Origin of the sequence: Hydrotalea sp., assembly GCF_049968455.1 — a bacterium.
GTDB lineage: Bacteria > Bacteroidota > Bacteroidia > Chitinophagales > Chitinophagaceae > Hydrotalea.
The window spans coordinates 99,955-119,979 of sequence record NZ_JBMFQT010000003.1; the positions used below are offsets into that span (position 1 = coordinate 99,955).

Genomic DNA, 20,025 nt, shown 5'->3' on the forward strand with positions numbered 1-20,025 from the left:
TGACTAAAAAATAAAACCCCGTGCGGTATTGCACAGGGTTTTAAAAATATGAGTGAAAACTATCACTATTTGAACTGAGGGAACAATCCGGTAGCTAAATCAGTCATTTTCTTTAAACTTTCATCGTTTAACTGACCTTTTTTGAATTCAGCTAATACATCAGGCAATTTTGTTTCCATTTCGAATAAGAACTGACTTTCAAATGCCTTTACTTTATTTACCGGAATTTCTCTTAACAAACCTTGCGTACCCAAGTAAATAATAGCCACCTGCTTTTCAACGCTCATGGGTGAATATTGCGGTTGTTTTAGAATTTCTACGTTACGGGCACCTTTATCAATAACCGATTTAGTAGCAGCATCCAAATCACCACCGAATTTAGAGAAAGCCTCCAATTCACGATACAGTGCTTGGTCTAACTTCAAGGTACCGGCAACTTTTTTCATTGATTTAATTTGTGCATTACCACCTACCCTACTTACCGAAATACCCACGTTAATAGCGGGACGAATACCGGCGTTGAATAAGTTACCTTCTAGGAATATTTGTCCGTCGGTAATTGAAATTACATTGGTTGGAATGTATGCGGAAACGTCACCTGCCTGAGTTTCAATAATGGGTAAAGCTGTTAAACTACCTCCACCTTTCACCATGTGTTTAATGGATTCAGGTAGGTCGTTCATATTTTTAGCAACTTCATCATTAGCAATAATTTTAGCTGCACGCTCCAATAAACGGCTATGTAAATAAAATACATCACCGGGATAGGCTTCACGGCCGGGTGGACGACGTAACAACAATGATACTTCACGATAAGCTACCGCTTGCTTTGAAAGGTCATCATAAATAATTAAGGCAGGACGCCCGGTATCACGGAAAAATTCCCCGATAGCTGCACCGGCAAATGGGGCATAGAATTGTAAAGGAGCAGGATCAGAAGCAGAAGCAGATACAATAGTGGTATAAGCCATAGCACCATTGTCTTCCAATGTTTTCATTACTCCGGCTACAGTTGATGCCTTTTGACCAACGGCAACATATATACAATAAACAGGGTTTCCTGCTTCGTAAAATTCTTTTTGATTGATAATAGTATCAATAGCAATGGCGGTTTTACCGGTTTGGCGGTCACCAATAATCAATTCACGTTGACCACGACCAATCGGTATCATCGCATCAATTGCTTTAATACCGGTTTGAAGCGGTTCTTTTACCGGTTCACGGAAAATAACGCCTGGGGCTTTACGTTCTAAAGGCATTTCATACAAATCACCTTTTACAGGACCCTTGCCATCAATTGGTTCGCCTAAGGTATTTAATACACGGCCCACCATACCGTCACCCACTTTAATTGATGCAATTTGACCGGTACGTTTCACCTTCGCACCTTCTCTAATACCTTCGCTTTCACCCATTAATACAACACCTACGTTATCTTCTTCCAAGTTAAGTGCAATGGCTTTCACACCATTATCAAATTCTACCAGTTCACCGGAACGTACATTGTTAAGACCATAAACACGGGCAATTCCATCGCCCACTTGCAAAACAGTACCCACTTCTTCCAACTCGGCCGATACATTGAAGTTGCTCAATTGTTGCCTGAGTATCGCCGAAATTTCGTCTGGTTTAATGTCTACCATATTATTGATTTTATGCTATTGATTAGGATGATTGTAAATAACTATTTTATGTTTTGAATATATAGGTTTTGTTGAAATTGCTTTTTAATATCCTTTAAATCGCGCAATACACTAGCATCAACTAAATTATTCTGGAAACTTAACACAAATCCGCCAATCAAGCTTTCATCAACTTTAGTTTCCAGAAGTATTTTTTCAAACCCACGTGCGGCTTTTACTTTAGTTTGAATTTCTTGTTTTAAACTGTCAGATACCGGTGTTGCAGTTGTTAAAGTAACTATATTAATTCCCTTTAGTGTATTGTATTGCTCAATAAAGGCATTAATTATATCGGGCAATACATTTTCACGACCTTTTTTAGTAATTAATTCTAAATACATAGAAGTTAAGGAAGTAACATTTTTACCGGTTACCGCTTTAATGATAGCTATTTTTTTATCAGTAGCAACTACCGGACTTTCAAGTAATAAAACGAACGGCCTGCTGGCTTTACAAAGAGCCTTTAAATATTGCATGTCGGCCAAAATTTTTTCTAGCTCATTTTTTTCAATGCTAATATCAATTAAGCTTTTAGCATATCTGTTGGCTAAACGAATATTGTTCATTATTGGCTATTATGATTATAATTCAATTAATTTAATGGTACGTTGTTTACCAAAGTTTGAATGTATTTTTCTTGTTCAGTTTTATTACTTAGTTCGCGCTGTAATATTTTTTCGCTTACCTCAACTACCAATGAGCCAATTTTATTCTTTACATCTGTTAATGCAGCATTTTTTTGTTGTAAAATGGCATTTTGTGCATCGGCTACAATACGCTCATATTCCTGCTTCGCTTTTTCTTTTGCATCAGCAATCATTTTGTCGGCTTGTTCTTTAGCTTCTTTTAAAATTACAGATCTTTCTTCACGAGCTTTTGCCATTAAAGCTTCATTTTCATTTTTTAAAGCAGCCATTTCCGCTTTCATTTTTTCAGCAGAAGCAATAGCATCGGCAATACCCGTTTCTCTTTCTTTTAAAGTTGAAAGAATGGGCTTCCAGGCATATTTGCGCAAAATAATTAATACAATAATGAAGGCAATAAATGTCCAAAAAATTAAGCCTATTGCGGGTGTTAACAATTGCATATATTCAGTTTCAATTTTATTTAAAAGATACTTATTTTAAATAAGCATCGAAAAAAAATTTTAAAATAACTGCATTCGCCGCCCTGTGCTTTGAATGCAGTTAAGGTAATTTTCTTTTTTTAAAGAATAATTACTTGATGAAGATGGCCAAAATGGCGGCAATTACGGCAAACAAAGCCACACCTTCTACGAAGGCTGCAGTTAAGATCATGTTTGCACGAATGTCGTTGGCGGCTTCGGGTTGGCGGGCAATACTTTCTACTGCACCTTTACCAATTTGACCAATGCCAATACCTGCACCAATTGCAGCTAAACCTGCACCAATTGCAGCACCCATGTTTGAAATGCTACCATCTAACAAAACACTCATTAAAGACATACTGTGTCGGTTTTTGTGATTAAAAAAAATTTATATAATAACTGCATCATCTTCATGTCCATGTTCACCATGCGCATCTTCTATAGCCTGACCAATGAATACAGCTGTTAAATTGGTGAAAATGAACGCCTGAATAAATGCAACCAATATCTCAATAAAATAAATAAAAATGGTAAAACCCAATGAAATTGGTGCAAACCCCAAACCTGCACCTACACTTAATTTAGTGAAAATAAAAATCATTAAAATTAAACAAGTAATAATCATGTGTCCGGCTACCATATTGGCAAACAAACGTACAATTAAAGCAAAGGGTTTAGTAAATATGCCTAAAATTTCAACCGGAACTAAAATCAGTTTTACACCAAAAGGCACGCCCGGCGGGTTAAATATGTGTGACCAATAGTGCTTATTGGCGCTAAACATAATAACCACAAAACTGATAATACCTAAAGTAAAAGTAAAAGCAATATTACCGGTAACATTAGCAGATCCTGGTATTAAACCCAACAATGTTGAGATTAAGATGAAGAAGAATATGGTTAAGAGTAGAGGCATGTATTTTTCATACTTATCACCCAAATAGCTCTTGCCCACTTCATCACGAATAAAGGTAATAACCGGCTCTAAGGCATTTTGAAAGCCTGATGGAGCTTTACCGGCACCTTCGCGAGTATATTTTTTGGCAACATTTATTAATACTACTACCAAAATAATTAAGCCCAACATCATTTGCACCACATTGCGGGTAAGTGATAAATCGTACACTTTCACTGAATCATCGGGTTCGCCACTTTCATTTACTGCCACTATGGTACCTTCCTCTAATTTATATCCATCATAAATGGCATGTCCATGTTCGAACTTAGATGACATGAATACTGATAAACCGCGCTGGGGAGAATAAACAATTACAGGCAATGGAATTGCTATAGCATGTCCATTCCATTCGGCAAAATGAAAATCATGGTTGTCCATAATATGCTCCATGATTACTACACCGGGGTTAAAACCTTCTCCTTTAGCTTCATGTACAGTATCAGCAACAATATGTTCCTCTACCTGTGTTTTACCTTCAATTGAAATTGAGCATAAAAACAAGCTAAAAACCACAACCAGCAAAGATTTGAGGAAATTCAGGGCCATAAATCTGTTGAAATTTGCGGCAAAGATAGGGGGATGGCACTAAAAAACAGTTGCAACCTGAATTTTTGGTTAAAAAAAGTTATATACCACTGCTTGTTATTATTGGGTGGGCATGTTTTTCAAACTGCATTTCATACAAACGAGCATAAAATCCGCCATTATTCAGCAATTCTTCATGGGTGCCTATTTCTTTTATTACCCCTTTATCTAGCACAATAATTTTATGGGCTTTTCTAATGGTTGAAAGACGGTGTGCAATAATAATAGAAGTTCGCCCGGCAATAAGGGTATCAATTGCTTTTTGAATTAACTGCTCACTTTCACTATCTATTGAAGAAGTTGCTTCATCTAAAATTAGAACAGCGGGGTTATACAATAAAGCTCGAATGAAAGAAAATATTTGCCGTTGGCCTAAGCTTAGCGTATTACCTCGTTCTCTCACATCAAAATCATACCCACCAGGTAAGCGCATAATAAAATCATGCACGTCCATCATCTTAGCTGCATTTATTACTTGTTCGCGAGTAATGGCCGGGTTATGTAAGGTAATATTGTCAATAATTGAGCCCGAAAACAAAAAAACATCTTGTAAAACCACCCCGATATGTTTACGCAAAGCTTGGGTGCTATAATCTTCAATTTTTACATCATCAATTAAAATACTGCCCTTTTGAATATGATAAAGTCGATTCATAAGGCTGGCAATGGAAGTTTTACCACTTCCGGTATGACCAACAATTGCCACCGTTTCGCCTGCATTAATAGAAAAGTCAATGTCTTTCAACACATATTGTTCGTCAATATAAGCAAACCAAACATGTTTAAAATCAATTTTACCTTGTATAGTATCAGGAGCGTGTTTACCGGTATTTTGAGTAACATCGGTATTATCTAATACTTTAAACACTCTTTCGGCAGCCACCATTCCCATTTGTAAAACATTGAATTTATCGGCAATAACCCTTAAGGGCCTAAAAATTTGGTTCATGAATAGAACAAAAGACACAATTTTACCGGAGAAATTAACCGGAGTACCCCCAGAAAAAGCTATTGCCCTGTTTGCTACCCACCAAATAATTAATGCGGAACTTAAAGCCAATACTATTTCTACAATTGGAAAAAATACACTGTAAGCAAAAATGGCTTTAATGTTTGCATTCCTATGTTCACGATTAATGTGTTTAAATTTTTCAAACTCTTTATCCTCAACAGCAAAAGATTGCACCACTTGCATGCCGGTAATATGTTCTTGTACAAAAGCATTTAAAGCCGCCACCGCATTTCTTACCCTAATAAAACTTTTGTTAACAGCTTCTTTAAAATAATAAGTAGCTATAATTAAAATTGGAAATGGGATTAAGGCTATCAGGGTTAAGCGCCAGTCAATCCAAAACATGGTAGCCAGCGTTATTAAAATGGTTAATAAATCGGCTAAAATGGGTATCAATCCATCGCTGAAAATATCATTAATGCTTTCAATGTCATTAATGGTGCGAGTAGTTAGCGTACCAATGGGTGTTTTATCAAACTGCGTAAGATTAAGATGCAAAATTTTATTATAAACCGTTACCCGCAAATCTTTCACCACATGTTGGCCTAACCAAGCCGTCAAAAAGGTAAATAAAAACCGTACAATGGTTTCTATTAATAAAAATATTATCTGAAAAATGGTAACGTTAATAATAAACCCTGTAATGGATTGCAATGCAGTATTGCCTGTAAACCAATGTACCCATTGCGGAATATGAGGGTGTTTTCCCGTAACCTCATCAACCGTTAATTGTATTAAATAGGGCCTAACAGGTGCAAAAAAGGCCATTACTATTGCTAACAATATACTTCCATAAAAAACGCCTCTATAAGGTTTTACAAAATGTAATACCCTGCCTAATAACGAAAAATTAAAAGATGACTTTTTTGAATTCGACTGCATGTTGTTGGCAAAATTAACAATAATCGCCCGCCTATGTTTACCATAGTTGAAAATTAACGCCTTTAAATTGTAATACGGCTTAACGAATGCCCAAAACCTCTGTTATTATTTGTAAATTTGTAAGGTTATGGATAATGAGCAAGCAATAGAAAAATCATTAGTTGATAATACAACTCCTGCCTACAATTTAAATGAGGAGCAGGAAAAAAAAGAAATTTTACGTCGTTATAGGGCTTTATTAAAATGCTTACGCCCAAAATTAAAAAGAGGAGATAAAGAATTGGTTCGTCATGCATTTGAAATGGCTGCCGATGCCCACAAAACCATGCGTCGCAAAAGCGGAGAACCTTATATTTTGCACCCCATTGCCGTAGCGATGATTTGCGTAGAGGAAATTGGTTTAGGGGTCAGAAGCACTATTTGTGCACTTTTACATGATACCGTAGAAGACACAGATATTACCCTTGAAGACATTGAAAGGGAATTTGGAAATGAAATAGCGCGCATTGTAGATGGCTTAACAAAAATTGCCACGGTAATGGATGCCAATACCTCGCAGCAAGCCGAAAATTTCAAAAAAATATTATTAACGCTTACCGATGACCCACGGGTAATTTTGATAAAACTGGCCGATCGCTTACACAACATGCGCACATTAGATAGCATGAAGCGCGAAAAACAACTTAAAATTTCCTCGGAAACCATTTGGGTTTATGCACCATTAGCACACCGAATGGGTTTATACAACATTAAAACCGAAATGGAAGACCTGGCCATGAAATACATGGAACCAGATGCTTACAAAGAAATTGCCCGTAAACTAGCTGAAACCAAACGTGAACGTACCCGATACATTAACGAGTTTATTAAACCTATAAAGGAAAAACTGCACCAACTAGGTTTTAATTTTGAAATTCAGGGTCGTCCTAAAAGCATTCACTCTATTTGGAATAAAATAAAGAAAAAAGGAGTAAGCTTTGAAGAAGTATATGACTTATTTGCTATAAGAATTATATTAAACTCACCTCCTGATAAAGAAAAAGAAGATTGTTGGAAAGTGTATTCAGTAATTACTGATGCCTATACCCCATCACCTGAACGATTAAGAGACTGGCTCAGTAATCCTAAAAGCAATGGTTACGAAGCATTACACACCACCGTTATGGGGCCACATGGTAAATGGGTAGAAGTACAAATACGTACCAAACGTATGAATGAGATTGCTGAAAAAGGCTTAGCAGCTCATTACAAATACAAAGAAGAAAAAAATGATGAAGACCGTTTTGATAAATGGTTTGGCCAGATAAGGGAAGTGCTTGCACAACAAGATACAGATGGGGTTGATTTTTTACAGGATTTTAAAACTTCTTTTCTTGCCGAAGAAATTTATGTTTACACACCCAAAGGAGATGTTAAAATGATGCCCACCGGCAGCTCTGCCTTAGACTTTGCTTTTGCCATTCACTCAGCCGTAGGTTCAAAATGTATTGGTGCCAAAGTAAATCACAAACTAGTACCCATAAGTCATAAATTACGTAGTGGCGACCAGGTTGAAATTATTACCAGCAATAAGCAAAAACCATCGGAAGATTGGCTGAATATGGTGGTAACAGCCAAAGCTAAAGCCAAAATAAAAGATGCATTAAGAGAAGAAAAAAGAAAAATTGCCGATGAAGGCAAATACACTTTACAGCGTAAGCTGGAAAATATGGGTGCAGCTTACAACAATGCCAATATTGATGAATTGGTGCATTTTTACAAATTACCTTCATCCCTGGATTTGTTGTATAAAATTGCCGTTAAACAAATTGATTTACGTGAGCTGAAAGAATTTCATGTATTAGGTGATAAGTTGGAAGCACCCAAACCCAAAATTATTTTACCTGCTGAAATACCTGCTGAAGCACCACCTCAAAAAACATTCAGTAAAAAAGATAGTGAATTAATCATATTCGGTGAAAGCAGCGATAAAATTATGTACTCATTGGCCAAATGCTGTAACCCCATACCCGGCGATGATGTATTTGGTTTTGTTAGTACTGGAAAAGGTTTAATTATACACCGCACCAATTGTCCTAATGCAGCACAATTACTGGCTAATTATGGACACAGAATTGTGAAAACAAAATGGGCAAAAAATAAAGAAATTTCTTTCTTAACCGGTTTAAAAATTGTTGGATTAGATGATGTTGGAGTTATTAACAAAATAACCAATATTATTAGTGGCGATTTACGAATTAATATTGCTGCCTTAACAATTGAATCGGCCGAGGGATTGTTTCAAGGTACCGTAAAAGTATTTGTGCACGATAAAGAAGAATTGGAAGAATTGGTGAGACGTTTAAAACAATTACAAGGCATTCAAAGTATTGATCGTTTTGATACAGAAGATAATCAGTAATATGTGTTAGATTATTTTATAAAAATGGCAACACATTTATGTCAATTTCCATTTTAAGCTGTTGCTTTTAACTAAAGTATAGCACCAACGTTAAAAACGAACAATTGTTAATTGAAATATTTTCATCATTCAACAAGTTTATAAATCATAAAAGCGGATTACAAAAAAATATTTAATTGATGGTATTGTAATAATCATTGCATCCATCGCTTACATTTGCGGCATCCTAAAACTGAAACTATGGTTGATGTAATTCTCGGCTTACAATGGGGCGACGAGGGCAAAGGAAAAATAGTAGATTTCTTTGCACCTAACTACGAAGTAGTAGCCCGTTTCCAAGGCGGTCCCAATGCAGGTCATACCCTATATGTTAACGGTAAAAAAGTGGTTCTGCATCAAATACCATCAGGTATTTTTCACCAAAATTCCATAAACATTATTGGGAATGGTGTAGTGCTTGATCCGGTTATTCTAAAAAAAGAATGCGAAATAGTTGCATCATTTGGTATTGATTATAGAAAGAATTTATTTATATCGCAGCGTACAAATGTTATACTACCTACGCATCGCGCTTTGGATAAAGCCAGTGAATTGCAAAAGGGCGATAGCAAAATTGGTTCAACATTGAAAGGAATTGGTCCGGCATATATGGATAAAACCGGACGTAATGCTATTCGCGTAGGCGATTTATTCCATAAAAATTTTACCAGTCAATACATTAAACTAAGGTTGAAACATCAAAAACTGTTAGATAACTTTAATTTCAATGAAGATATTTCTGCATGGGAAGAAGAATTTTTTGAAGCCGTTGAATTTTTAAAAACTTTAAACATTGTTAACGGCGAATATTTCATTAATGAGCAAATTTCAAAAGGAAAAAAAATATTAGCAGAAGGGGCCCAGGGTAGTATGTTGGATATTGATTTTGGTACCTTCCCATTTGTTACTTCATCTAACACCATTTCAGCAGGCGTATGCACCGGACTTGGTGTTGCTCCCCGACACATTAATGATGTATATGGTGTTACGAAAGCTTATTGTACACGTGTAGGCGGCGGTCCATTCCCAACTGAATTAAATGATGAAAAAGGAGAACTACTGCGTAAAATTGGAAATGAATTTGGCGCAACTACAGGCCGTCCCAGACGTTGCGGGTGGATTGATTTGGTAGCATTACGTTATGCATGTATGATTAATGGCGTTACAAAAGTTGTAATGACGAAGGCCGATGTTTTAGATAATTTTACTGATTTGCAGGCATGTACTTCCTACACAATAAACGGTCAACAAATTGCTGAAGTGCCTTACCAAATGATGCATGCACCTATTGAGCCGGCATATGAACATTTTAAAGGTTGGAACACTAATATTACTCAATTGAAAGAAGCAGCAAGTTTACCAACTAACATGTCTACATACATTGCATTCATAAACCAATTTATAAATGCACCTGTTAAATATGTTTCTAACGGACCAGAACGAGAACAAATTATTACTCTGTAAAAAAATAAAAAAAAAATTTGGTTGATATAAAATTGATTTGAAATTTTACAGCAATTAATCTTATTAGAATATGGCAGCAAGATCTGATAAGGATAAAAAATCCGAACCCAACAAAAAAGTACCTGAAACGGGTAGTAAAAAAGTATCTTCAAAAAAGAAAATTGAAGAAGATGATGATTTTGATGAAGATGATGAAGATGTAAAACCAAAAAAATCTACAGCAGCTTCCTCAAAAAAGAAAAAAAGTGACGAAGATGATGACGATGATTATGAGGATGAAATAGAAGATGATTGGGAAAAACCAGAGGAAGAAGATGACTGGGATCCCGATTTCGACGAATTTGACATCCCCAAATCATCTGGTAAAAAAGTAGGTGGCTCTAAAAAGAAATCATCGAAAGAAGACGATGATGACGACTTTAAAATTGACGAAGATTTTAAAGAGTTTGATTTATTTGATGACAAGGATGATTTTGATGACGATGACGATTTTTAATCGTTCTTCGCCTTTAAACCTGCTGTGAACAGAATAACAAAACATTATCAGGTACAAAAACCTGAATTACTTAAACAACAAATAGTACACTGGCTAAATCAGTTTACTGTTTGTTGTTTTTTTGATAGTAATCACTATCAGCAAAACCTCTCAAATTTTCAACTACTAGCTGCAGCAGGTGTTTTAACAGACACAACAGCATTTACGCAACTAACCCTATTAGATGATTGGTTAGTTGAACATAATGATTGGATTTTTGGGCATTTAAGTTTTTCTCTTAAAAATCAAATATTCTCCTCTCCTAACATCAAATCAAGCCAATTAGCCACAGTACCCTTTCCGGATTTTTATTTTTTTCAGCCGGAAGTTGTTTGCTCGCTTCAAGAAAAAACTTTCACCATACATAGTGCACTAAACCATCCTGATAGTATTTATCATCAGATAACTGAAATAAACTTACATGCCTGTAAACCATCTTTAACAAATATTAGCTTTCAAGCCAATATATCAAAAACAAAATATTATAAAACAGTTGAATTGCTGTTAAATGAAATACAAAAGGGTAATTGTTACGAAATAAATTTTTGTACAGAGTGGATTGCGAAAGAAGCACATATATCACCGGTTGAAACCTATTTGGCACTAAGTGCTCTATCGCCCATGCCTTTCAGTGCTTATTATAAATTAAACAGCATGCATTTAATGTGTGCCAGTCCGGAAAGGTATTTATGTAAACAAACCAACCAGTTATACTCATCACCTATTAAGGGAACCATAGCAAGAAACTTATCAAACCCTGAAAAAGATAAAAAATTGCAACAAACATTGTTACAATCAAAAAAAGAAAGAAGTGAAAACATAATGATTGTTGATTTAGTAAGAAACGATTTAAGCCGAATATGTAAACCCGGTACCGTTAGGGTAACGGAACTATGTGAAATATATAGTTATCCGCAATTGCATCAAATGATTAGTACTATTACCGGTGAATTAAGGCACCACACACCCTTTAGTGAGGTATTAAAAGCTACTTTTCCAATGGGTTCAATGACAGGTGCCCCTAAAGAAAAGGTATTAACACTAACAAAACAATTTGAAAACTTTAATAGAGGATTATATTCAGGAAGTGTGGGTTATTTTACTCCAGAAAAAGACTTTGATTTTAATGTAGTAATTCGAAGTTTACAATACAATGCCGCAAACGCAACACTAAGTTATGCGGTTGGAAGTGGCATAACTGCACAAAGTAAACCGGAACAAGAATATGAAGAATGTTTGCTAAAAGCTACAGCCATGGCCAATCTTTTTATTAAAAATTAGGTTTGGCATTCAACAACATTTGTATGGATTGCTCTAAAATTTGTAGTTTGGCATTTTCAAAAAGTTCTTTTTTAGAAACCGGCAAATACATGGTATAGTTTTTACCTGCTGCTAATTGATTATTGATATTGGGATTAAGCCGATAAAAATAATTAGTTGCTATTTTTAAATAGCTACATATCACCTCTGTATTATAACGACCTTTAATTTCAATGGCACATAAAGTACTGTCATTGGCAATATCAACACGCTGTTGTGTTTGATTAAGATATTGCTGTACTTCTGCAGCTGTTAAAGTTGTAATACCTCCATTCTGCTCAAACAAATAATGCGTAGCAACATATTTTTTAACATGATTACGGGTTTCTTCCGGTAAAAAATATTGCAGTTTCCAAAAATTATTCGAACCTGCTTTTTGTATGGCTTCTTTTACCCTTCCTGCACCTCCATTATAAGCTGCAATTACTAATAACCAATCCCCAAACTCTACATAGAGCTCTTTCAGTAATTTTGAAGCAACAATTGTACTTTTTGTAAAATCTGTTCGTTCATCAATATCTGCATTATTCTTCAAACCAAACCTACTGGCTTCATATGGCATTAATTGCCATGGGCCAACTGCACCGGCCCATGAAACTAAATTAGGCTGTAAATGACTTTCAATAACACTTAAATATTTCAACGCAATGGGTAGTCCGTTATCCCTTAAAATTCTATCGTACAAATTAAAATAAGGTTTAGCCCAAAATTTCATTTGCAACAATTCATTGCCTTGTTTAGCTACATATTGTTGATAGAATGAAGCCATTTGTGTGGGCAAGGGAATAGGAATATTGTTATTCAGTAGGCCATTAGAAGCAAGTTCTATTTGAAAGGCCAGTGTGGGAGCTATGGCAGTATCCACTGCAGGCGTTTTTGCAACACAAATAGAGGATAAGAAAATGCAAAAAGTAATAAACAGTAAGCGGGTAACAGTAAAAATGTGTAATACTGGTTTAAACATATTGACTTGTTTAATACCGATTGTAAAAATATTGACAACTACTTAGCGTTTAACAACTGTTGACTAAATGCCAATAAATCAGCTTCTTTAAATTGAGGAGCCATTAATTGAATTCCAAACGGTAGTCCATTGCTGTGCTTAAATAAGGGCAAGGAAATACCGGGGATACCCACCAAATTAGCATATACGGTATAAATATCGGCCAAATACATTTCAACGGGATTCGTTCTTTTTTCGCTCAAGTTAAATGCTGTGGTAGGAACAGTGGGTGATAAGATGAACTGGTATTGCTCAAAAATGGCATCATTTTGTTCTACCAATAATCTTCTTACTTGCTGTGCTTTTGAGAAAAACGCATCATAGTAACCGGCACTTAAAACAAAACTTCCCAATAAAATACGTCTTTTAACCTCTTTACCAAAGCCTTGTGTACGCGATTTTTTATATAAAGCAGTTAAATCATCATTTTCATTTAAAGCAGCACGAAAACCATATTTAACGCCGTCATAACGAGATAAGTTACTGGAAGCTTCTGCAGTAGTTAATACGTAATAAGTAGGAACAATGTATTGCAGTAAAGGGAATTGAACTGCTTCAACTATATAACCTTTTTGACGAAGTTGCCCCACATATTCCTGAAATGCTTTTTTTATTTCTACATCTAACCCATCGTGTTCAAAAACTTCTTTAAAATAGGCTATTTTAAAGGGTTTATAGGGTGTGTGATGTAATAATTGGCTGTAAGCGGGAACAGATGTACTTGAAACAGTGCTATCAAAATTATCGGCCCCGGCAATTATTTCTAACACAAGGGCAGTATCGGAAACATTGTGGGAAAAAATGCCTATCTGATCGAAAGAGGATGCATAAGCAATTAATCCATGTCTTGAAATACGCCCGTAAGTGGGTTTAAATCCAACTATTCCGCACCAATCTGCAGGTTGTCGTACAGAACCACCTGTATCACTCCCCAGGCTTACCATACACATATTGGCTTGTACAGCCACTGCAGAACCACCGGAAGATCCACCGGGTACCTTACTAACATCCGCTGCGTTACGAACGGGCCCATAAGCTGAATTTTCATTGGTGCTACCCATTGCAAATTCATCGCAATTATTGCGACCAATAATAATTGCACCCGCATCCAGCAATCGTTGAACTGCTGTTGCTGAGAACAAAGAGATAAATGAATTTAAAATACGGGAACTGGCTGTAATTGCATGATTTTCATAACAAATCACATCTTTAATAGCAACAACTACACCGTGCAGCGGTGATAAAGTTTTTCCGGACTTACGTTCAGCATCTAAAGAAGAAGCACGTTGCAGTGCCTCTTCTTCAAAAACTTCAATAAATGCATTCAGCGAAGCATGTTTACCAATATTTTGCAAATAATAACGAACAGCATCCACACAAGTAGTAGTGCCATTCAATAAATCATTGTGGTATTGAGCAATAGTGGAAAATGTAAACAAAACCCTTGCAAAAATGAAAATGGTGAATAATTACTTGGTAGCGGTTTCTGAGTCTTTTTCTTTCATTCCTTCTTGTAACTCTCTTTTAACGTTGTCTTTTGCATCGTTAAACTCACGAATACCTCTACCCAAACCACGCATAAACTCAGGTATTTTCTTACCACCAAATAATACCAGGATTGCAATTAAAATGATAATCAGTTCGGGCATTCCTAAATTTGCCATAAAAATTTAATTTAAGAGGGTAAAGTTAGTACAAAATTTTGTACTAAAAATTTAGTTATGAATTAAGTTTGATTAAGACGGCATAAAAAAGCGGAAGTTTAACAACTTCCGCCTCAATTTTATTGCTAAAATATTAAAAACGTTTTTCTTTAATACGGGCACTTTTACCGCTACGCTCTCTTAAATAGTACAATTTAGCTCTGCGTACTTTACCTTTCTTGTTCAAAACAATTGAATCAATATTAGGTGAATAGAAGGGAAATAATCTTTCAACACCCACACCATCTGAAATTTTACGAACGGTGAAAGTTGCAGTAGCACCAGTACCCTGCAATTTTAACACATCGCCCCTAAAACTTTGGATACGTTCTTTACCTCCTTCAATAATTTTATAGTTTACGGTAATGTTATCTCCGCTTTTAAACTTCGGATATTCTTTTTTGGCAATTAACTGCTCATGTATAAATTGAACTGCTTCGCTCATAACTTTTATTTTTGCGGACGGCAAAGGTAACAGAAAATTTTAAATTCCAACCAGAATTTTTAAATTATTTATCTGGCAACATTAATTGCGCGTTTTTCGCGGATTACCGTTACCTTAATTTGGCCCGGATAAGTCATTTCGGTTTGAATTTTTTGGGCAATTTCAAAACTCAACTTATCGCTTTCAGTATCGGTAACTTTATCGGCCTCCACAATTACACGTAATTCTCTTCCGGCTTGAATGGCATATGCCTTTTCTACCCCGGGATAGGCTTGGGCCAGATTTTCAAGATCTTTAATACGCTGAATATACTGTTGCATCATTTCGCGGCGAGCACCGGGACGAGCACCGCTAATGGCATCACAAGCTTGTATAATAGGAGAAATTACGTACAGCATTTCCATTTCATCGTGGTGAGCTCCAATGGCATTCACCACAGCCGGATTTTCACCATATTTTTCAGCTAGTTTAGCTCCTAATAAAGCGTGGCTTAATTCAGTTTCTTCATCCGGCACTTTTCCTATATCGTGCAATAAACCGGCACGTTTAGCCAATTTAGGGTTTAAGCCCAATTCACTGGCCATAATGGCACACAAATTAGCTGTTTCGCGGCTATGCATTAACAGGTTTTGGCCATAAGAAGAACGGAAACGCATTTTTCCTACAATTCTTACTAATTCCTTATGCAAGCCATGTATACCCAATTCTATTACCGTTCTTTCGCCAATTTCAATAATTTGTTCTTCCAATTGTCGACGGGTTTTTTCTACTACCTCTTCAATGCGCGCCGGATGAATACGCCCATCGGCAATTAAACGCTGTAAACTTAAACGGGCAATTTCCCTGCGTAAAGGATCGTACGATGAAAGTACAATAGCTTCGGGGGTATCATCAACAATCAAATCAACACCGGTAGCGGCTTCAATAGCGCGAATATTTCTTCCTTCGCGACCAATAATCTGACCTTTTATTTCATCAGATTCTAGATTGAATACAGATACTGTATTTTCAATGGTTTGTTCAGCTGCGGTACGTTGAATGGATTGAATAATAATTTTTCGTGCTTCTTTATTCGCTTTCACACGGGCATCTTCAATAATTTCTTGTTGTAATGCCAAAGCCTGGGTTTGTGCTTCTGACTTTAACGATTCAATTAGTTGTGCTTTAGCTTCTTCAGCAGTTAATGCAGCAATTTTTTCTAACCGTCTAATGTGCTCTTCTTGGTGTTTCTCTAATTCTGTACGCTTTTGGTTTACTACCTCAATTTGGCGATTTAGATTGGCCTTAATTACCTCATTTTCCTTCAACTGCTTATCTATAGCTTGTTCTTTTTGATTGATTGTAATTTCTTTTTGCTTAATACGCGCTTCAGCCTCACCTAATTTACGGTTACGCTCTAAAACATCTTTATCGTATTCTGACTTTAATTGAACGTATTTTTCTTTGGCTTCTAATAATTTTTCTTTTTTAATATTTTCAGCCTTTAATTCGGCTTCTTTAATAATGGTTTGTGCCTGAAAATTAGCTTCTTCAATTTTGCTTTGGGTATTTTTTGAAAATATTAGCTTACCCGCAAAAATGCCTGCAATTAAAGCCAGTATACCAATTATGATGTATATAATTGTTTGATCCATTGTGGTTGCTATTTTTAAAATTAAACGCTTTCATTTTACTTCCTCCAACTATCTGTTAAGATAATTATTATGAAGTTAATTTGCGAAGATATATAATTTATGTGAGTGTTGATGCCCCTTTTACACGCTTTCTTTGAAATGCAGTGCTTTATTAAGATTGTGTTTGATTTAAGAACCCATCTATCAATGTTTCTAATTGCTGCAACGATTGGGTAATGGTTTGTTCTTCGGCAACAGGTAATGGTGATTTGGTTTGTTCGGTAGCCAGCCATAATAAAACCATGGCTATATAATCTTGCATGTCTTTACCAGCAAAAACCTGTTTATATTCTTTAATTTTATCATTTATAATTTTGACCGTTTTTCGCAAAACAGCCTCATCTTCTGGTTTTATTTTAATGCGATAATTTCTATCGGCAATAATAACATTAACCGTAATTAACTTTTCCATTTAGGCAGATTTTAATACCCCTAGCCAATGTTCAATTTCTTTTAAATATTTGTTGATGCTTTCTTGAAACTCCGCTTTATCAGATTCATTCCATGTGTTTACACCAATTTGCAATGCTGTTTTTGTTTGTTGCAATGCTTCAATTTTGGCCAATAATTGTTCTTTTTCAGCATTGGCAACTTGTATTTCCTTTTGCAATTGCTCATTTTCACGGGTTAATTTTTGGGTGTACAGCCACAACTCTTGTATTTTTTGTTGTAACCTGTTTATTTGTTCATTAACCTGTTGCATAAAAGTTATTTTCTAATTAAAGCTTGTGCCTCCTGTTCAAAAGCCTGCATTAGTGTTTGCATCATAGCATCTATTTGCTTATCAGTTAATGTTTTTTCTTCATCTAAAAATGTGAAGTTAATAGCAACTGATTTTTTATTATTACCAAGCCTTTCATTTTCAAATACATCAAAAACATGCATATGCTTCAACTTACTTAGCTTAAGTTTTTGCACAATATTTTCAAGCATTTGATAGTTGGTGTTTTTAGGAACTACCAATGCTAAATCGCGTTGAACAGCAGGAAATTTAGGAACTTCTTTATAAGTAATACTCAAATTGGCATTTGATTGTAACAGCATATTAAAATCAAAATCAATAAAACATACTGGTTGCTTAATGTCAAATTTTGCTGTTATTTCATGGGATACCACTTCAACAGTACCCAATTGTTTTTTTCCTAAACAAATTTTTAGGGCTAGTGGATTGCTGGCATCTTGTTTCCATTGCAATTCAGTAATACCACACCACTTTAATATTGCTGCAGCAATGCCTTTTGCTTCATAAAAGTCAGCAGGCTGATTTTTATGTTGCCAGTTATCATCGCTTATTTTACCGGTTAGGTATAATGACAAATGCTCTGTTTCCACATACTTTCCAACCTCATTGCTGAAATAAGTTTTGCCAAACTCAAACAATCGCAACTTATTATTTTTTCTATTTAGGTTGTAAGCAATAATTTCTAATCCAGTTTCCAACATGGAAGGACGCAATACATTTAAATCGGCGCTTAAGCTGTTTAACATGGCAACTGTATGTTGCAAAGTTTTTTCAGAATAATATTGACTATTAGTAATAGAATTAGTTACAATTTCATGATACCCCTGCCCTGCCAAATAATTGGCCAACTTCTGTTGTAATTGATGTTTGTAGCCAAGTGTTTCTGTTGCAGGAGAAATGGTTATAATTGCCGGAATATCAATATTATCCAATCCATCAATACGCAATATTTCTTCAACTACATCAGCAGGCAAAGTAATATCGGGTTTATTAAAAGGCACAGATAACCTTATTTCATCAATACCTTCTTTTAATACTTCAAAACCTAAAGCAGTTAGTATTCTTTTAATCGTATCCGGATGATAATTCTTACCACTTAGTTTTTTTAGATAGTGATATTTAAGTGCAATCTCAGTTTTAGTAAGCGGGTTGGGGTATACATCTACTATATCTGAACTAATAGTACCACCTGCAACTTCCTTAATAAGTAAGGCAGCCCTTTTTAATACCTGTACAGTACTAGAAATATCCACTCCTTTTTCAAAACGGGTAGCAGCTTCAGTCCGTAATTGATGTGCAACCGATGTTTTGCGAATGTAAGTAGCATTAAAACAAGCACTTTCTAAAAAAACATTGGTAGTTGCTTCAGTAACACCACTTTCAGCACCACCAAAAACACCGGCTATACACATGGGCTCACCCGCACCGTTGCAAATCATTAAATCATTCGCCAGTAGCTTTCTTTCTTTTCCATCTAAAGAAATAAAAGGTGTTTGAGCAGGTAAGGTTTTAACAATAACAGTTTGGTTTTTAATTGCATTTACATCAAAAGCATGCAAAGGCTGCCCTGTTTCGTGTAAAATAAAATTAGTAACATCCACTACATTGTTAATGGAACGAATGCCAATTGCTTGTAAGCTGTTTTTCAGCCAACTGGGCGATGGGCCAACTTTTACTTCACTAATAGTTATGCCACTATAACGTAGACAAGCTTCTTCGTTTTCAATTACTACATTTATGGGTAGTTCTTTATTATCAACCTTAAATGAGTTTTGATAAGGCAATTTTACTTTTACCTCTTTTTTTTGATGGTGGCTTAAATAGGCACATACATCTTTTGCAACACCCAAATGGCTCATTGCATCCATTCGGTTAGGAGTTAAGCCAATTTCAAAAATTACATCTTGGTAAGTTTCAAATAGAGTAGCGGCAGGAGTACCTGGTTTTGCATCAGTTGTTAAAACAATGATACCGGCATGGCTGCTACCAACACCAATTTCATCTTCTGCACATATCATTCCTTGGCTTTCCAAACCCCTTATTTTGGCAACCTTCATAGTAACAGGCGCGCCATTAAATGGATAAATAGTTGCACCCACCGGAGCTACTACCACTTTTTGACCAGCAGCCACATTTTGTGCACCACAAACAATTTGTAAGGGTTGGTCAGCACCAACATTTACCGTGGTTATTTTTAATTTATCGGCATTGGGATGTGGTTCACAGGTAAGCACTTCGCCCACAATTATGCCTGCCAAACCTCCGGGTATAGTTTCAAAAGTTGAAACCTTTTCAACCTCTAAACCAATTGCAGTTAAAATAACAGCTAATTTCTCGGGCTCAATGGCTTTAGGTAAGTATTTGCTAAGCCAGTTATAACTAATGGTCATGTATTCAACAAGTTTGCTATAATAACCGCAAATATACTTGTTGCAATGCCGTAACTGAAATTTTTAAATAAACGCTTCAAGCA

At 35.7% G+C, this 20,025-nt stretch carries 18 protein-coding genes; 4 read left to right on the plus strand and 14 right to left on the minus strand.

All coding sequences use genetic code 11. The features are described from left to right. Nucleotides 1-65: 65 nt before the first annotated feature. The 6 genes from atpA to ACP5P5_RS03120 form a co-directional block, all read right to left on the minus strand. Nucleotides 66-1,643, minus strand: coding sequence for a F0F1 ATP synthase subunit alpha (gene atpA / locus ACP5P5_RS03095; protein ID WP_428284651.1), 1,578 nt, complete (start codon nt 1,641-1,643; stop codon nt 66-68). Nucleotides 1,644-1,684: 41 nt separating this feature from the next. Continuing rightward, entirely contained in the window at nt 1,685-2,248 is a 564-nt protein-coding gene (gene atpH, locus ACP5P5_RS03100) for an ATP synthase F1 subunit delta (RefSeq protein ID WP_428284652.1), read from the minus strand. Between the two features lie 26 nt (nt 2,249-2,274). Next, nucleotides 2,275-2,769 (minus strand): F0F1 ATP synthase subunit B, encoded by a 495-nt coding sequence (gene atpF, locus ACP5P5_RS03105; protein WP_428284653.1) that lies wholly within the window; start codon nt 2,767-2,769, stop codon nt 2,275-2,277. A gap of 130 nt (nt 2,770-2,899) precedes the next feature. Further along, the gene (atpE, locus tag ACP5P5_RS03110; RefSeq protein WP_111296355.1) at nt 2,900-3,148 is read right to left on the minus strand and encodes an ATP synthase F0 subunit C; all 249 of its coding nucleotides are present in this window, start codon (nt 3,146-3,148) and stop codon (nt 2,900-2,902) included. 30 nt (nt 3,149-3,178) lie between these two features. Continuing rightward, nucleotides 3,179-4,294 carry a F0F1 ATP synthase subunit A gene (gene atpB, locus ACP5P5_RS03115; protein ID WP_428284654.1) on the minus strand — a complete coding sequence of 372 codons (1,116 nt, stop codon included), beginning with the start codon at nt 4,292-4,294 and terminating at the stop codon, nt 3,179-3,181. 79 nt (nt 4,295-4,373) lie between these two features. Then, entirely contained in the window at nt 4,374-6,227 is a 1,854-nt protein-coding gene (locus tag ACP5P5_RS03120; protein ID WP_428284655.1) for an ABC transporter ATP-binding protein, read from the minus strand. Nucleotides 6,228-6,354: 127 nt separating this feature from the next. Between ACP5P5_RS03120 and ACP5P5_RS03125 the strand changes: the two genes are divergently transcribed. From ACP5P5_RS03125 to ACP5P5_RS03140, 4 genes are all read left to right on the plus strand, one after another. Beyond that, complete coding sequence (locus ACP5P5_RS03125; protein ID WP_428284656.1) at nt 6,355-8,628, plus strand: RelA/SpoT family protein; 2,274 nt, start codon at nt 6,355-6,357, stop codon at nt 8,626-8,628. A 240-nt stretch (nt 8,629-8,868) separates the two neighbouring features. Further along, the gene (locus ACP5P5_RS03130) at nt 8,869-10,131 is read left to right on the plus strand and encodes an adenylosuccinate synthase (protein ID WP_428284657.1); all 1,263 of its coding nucleotides are present in this window, start codon (nt 8,869-8,871) and stop codon (nt 10,129-10,131) included. 70 nt (nt 10,132-10,201) lie between these two features. Continuing rightward, nucleotides 10,202-10,627 (plus strand): hypothetical protein, encoded by a 426-nt coding sequence (locus ACP5P5_RS03135; protein ID WP_428284658.1) that lies wholly within the window; start codon nt 10,202-10,204, stop codon nt 10,625-10,627. A 24-nt stretch (nt 10,628-10,651) separates the two neighbouring features. Further along, on the plus strand, nt 10,652-11,947 hold the full coding sequence (locus tag ACP5P5_RS03140) for a chorismate-binding protein (protein ID WP_428284659.1): 1,296 nt from the start codon (nt 10,652-10,654) through the stop codon (nt 11,945-11,947). Here the strand turns inward: ACP5P5_RS03140 and ACP5P5_RS03145 are convergent. The 8 genes from ACP5P5_RS03145 to pheT all read right to left on the minus strand — a co-directional run bounded on the left by ACP5P5_RS03145 (nt 11,937) and on the right by pheT (nt 19,942). Next, nucleotides 11,937-12,950, minus strand: a complete 1,014-nt coding sequence (locus ACP5P5_RS03145; protein ID WP_428284660.1) for a lytic transglycosylase domain-containing protein — start codon at nt 12,948-12,950, stop codon at nt 11,937-11,939. The genes ACP5P5_RS03140 and ACP5P5_RS03145 overlap by 11 nt on opposite strands. A 38-nt stretch (nt 12,951-12,988) precedes the next feature. After that, the gene (gene gatA / locus ACP5P5_RS03150; protein ID WP_428284661.1) at nt 12,989-14,428 is read right to left on the minus strand and encodes an Asp-tRNA(Asn)/Glu-tRNA(Gln) amidotransferase subunit GatA; all 1,440 of its coding nucleotides are present in this window, start codon (nt 14,426-14,428) and stop codon (nt 12,989-12,991) included. A gap of 30 nt (nt 14,429-14,458) precedes the next feature. Beyond that, the gene (locus ACP5P5_RS03155) at nt 14,459-14,653 is read right to left on the minus strand and encodes a Sec-independent protein translocase subunit TatA/TatB (RefSeq protein ID WP_245898043.1); all 195 of its coding nucleotides are present in this window, start codon (nt 14,651-14,653) and stop codon (nt 14,459-14,461) included. 133 nt (nt 14,654-14,786) lie between these two features. Further along, nucleotides 14,787-15,137, minus strand: a complete 351-nt coding sequence (rplS, locus tag ACP5P5_RS03160) for a 50S ribosomal protein L19 (RefSeq protein WP_428284662.1) — start codon at nt 15,135-15,137, stop codon at nt 14,787-14,789. 68 nt (nt 15,138-15,205) lie between these two features. After that, entirely contained in the window at nt 15,206-16,771 is a 1,566-nt protein-coding gene (gene rny, locus ACP5P5_RS03165; RefSeq protein WP_428284663.1) for a ribonuclease Y, read from the minus strand. 151 nt (nt 16,772-16,922) lie between these two features. Further along, nucleotides 16,923-17,222: a cell division protein ZapA gene (locus tag ACP5P5_RS03170; protein ID WP_428284664.1), complete on the minus strand. Its 300-nt coding sequence runs from the start codon at nt 17,220-17,222 to the stop codon at nt 16,923-16,925. After that, nucleotides 17,223-17,513: a hypothetical protein gene (locus ACP5P5_RS03175; RefSeq protein ID WP_428284665.1), complete on the minus strand. Its 291-nt coding sequence runs from the start codon at nt 17,511-17,513 to the stop codon at nt 17,223-17,225. A 5-nt stretch (nt 17,514-17,518) separates the two neighbouring features. Further along, nucleotides 17,519-19,942 carry a phenylalanine--tRNA ligase subunit beta gene (gene pheT, locus ACP5P5_RS03180; protein ID WP_428284666.1) on the minus strand — a complete coding sequence of 808 codons (2,424 nt, stop codon included), beginning with the start codon at nt 19,940-19,942 and terminating at the stop codon, nt 17,519-17,521. Nucleotides 19,943-20,025 lie beyond the last annotated feature (83 nt).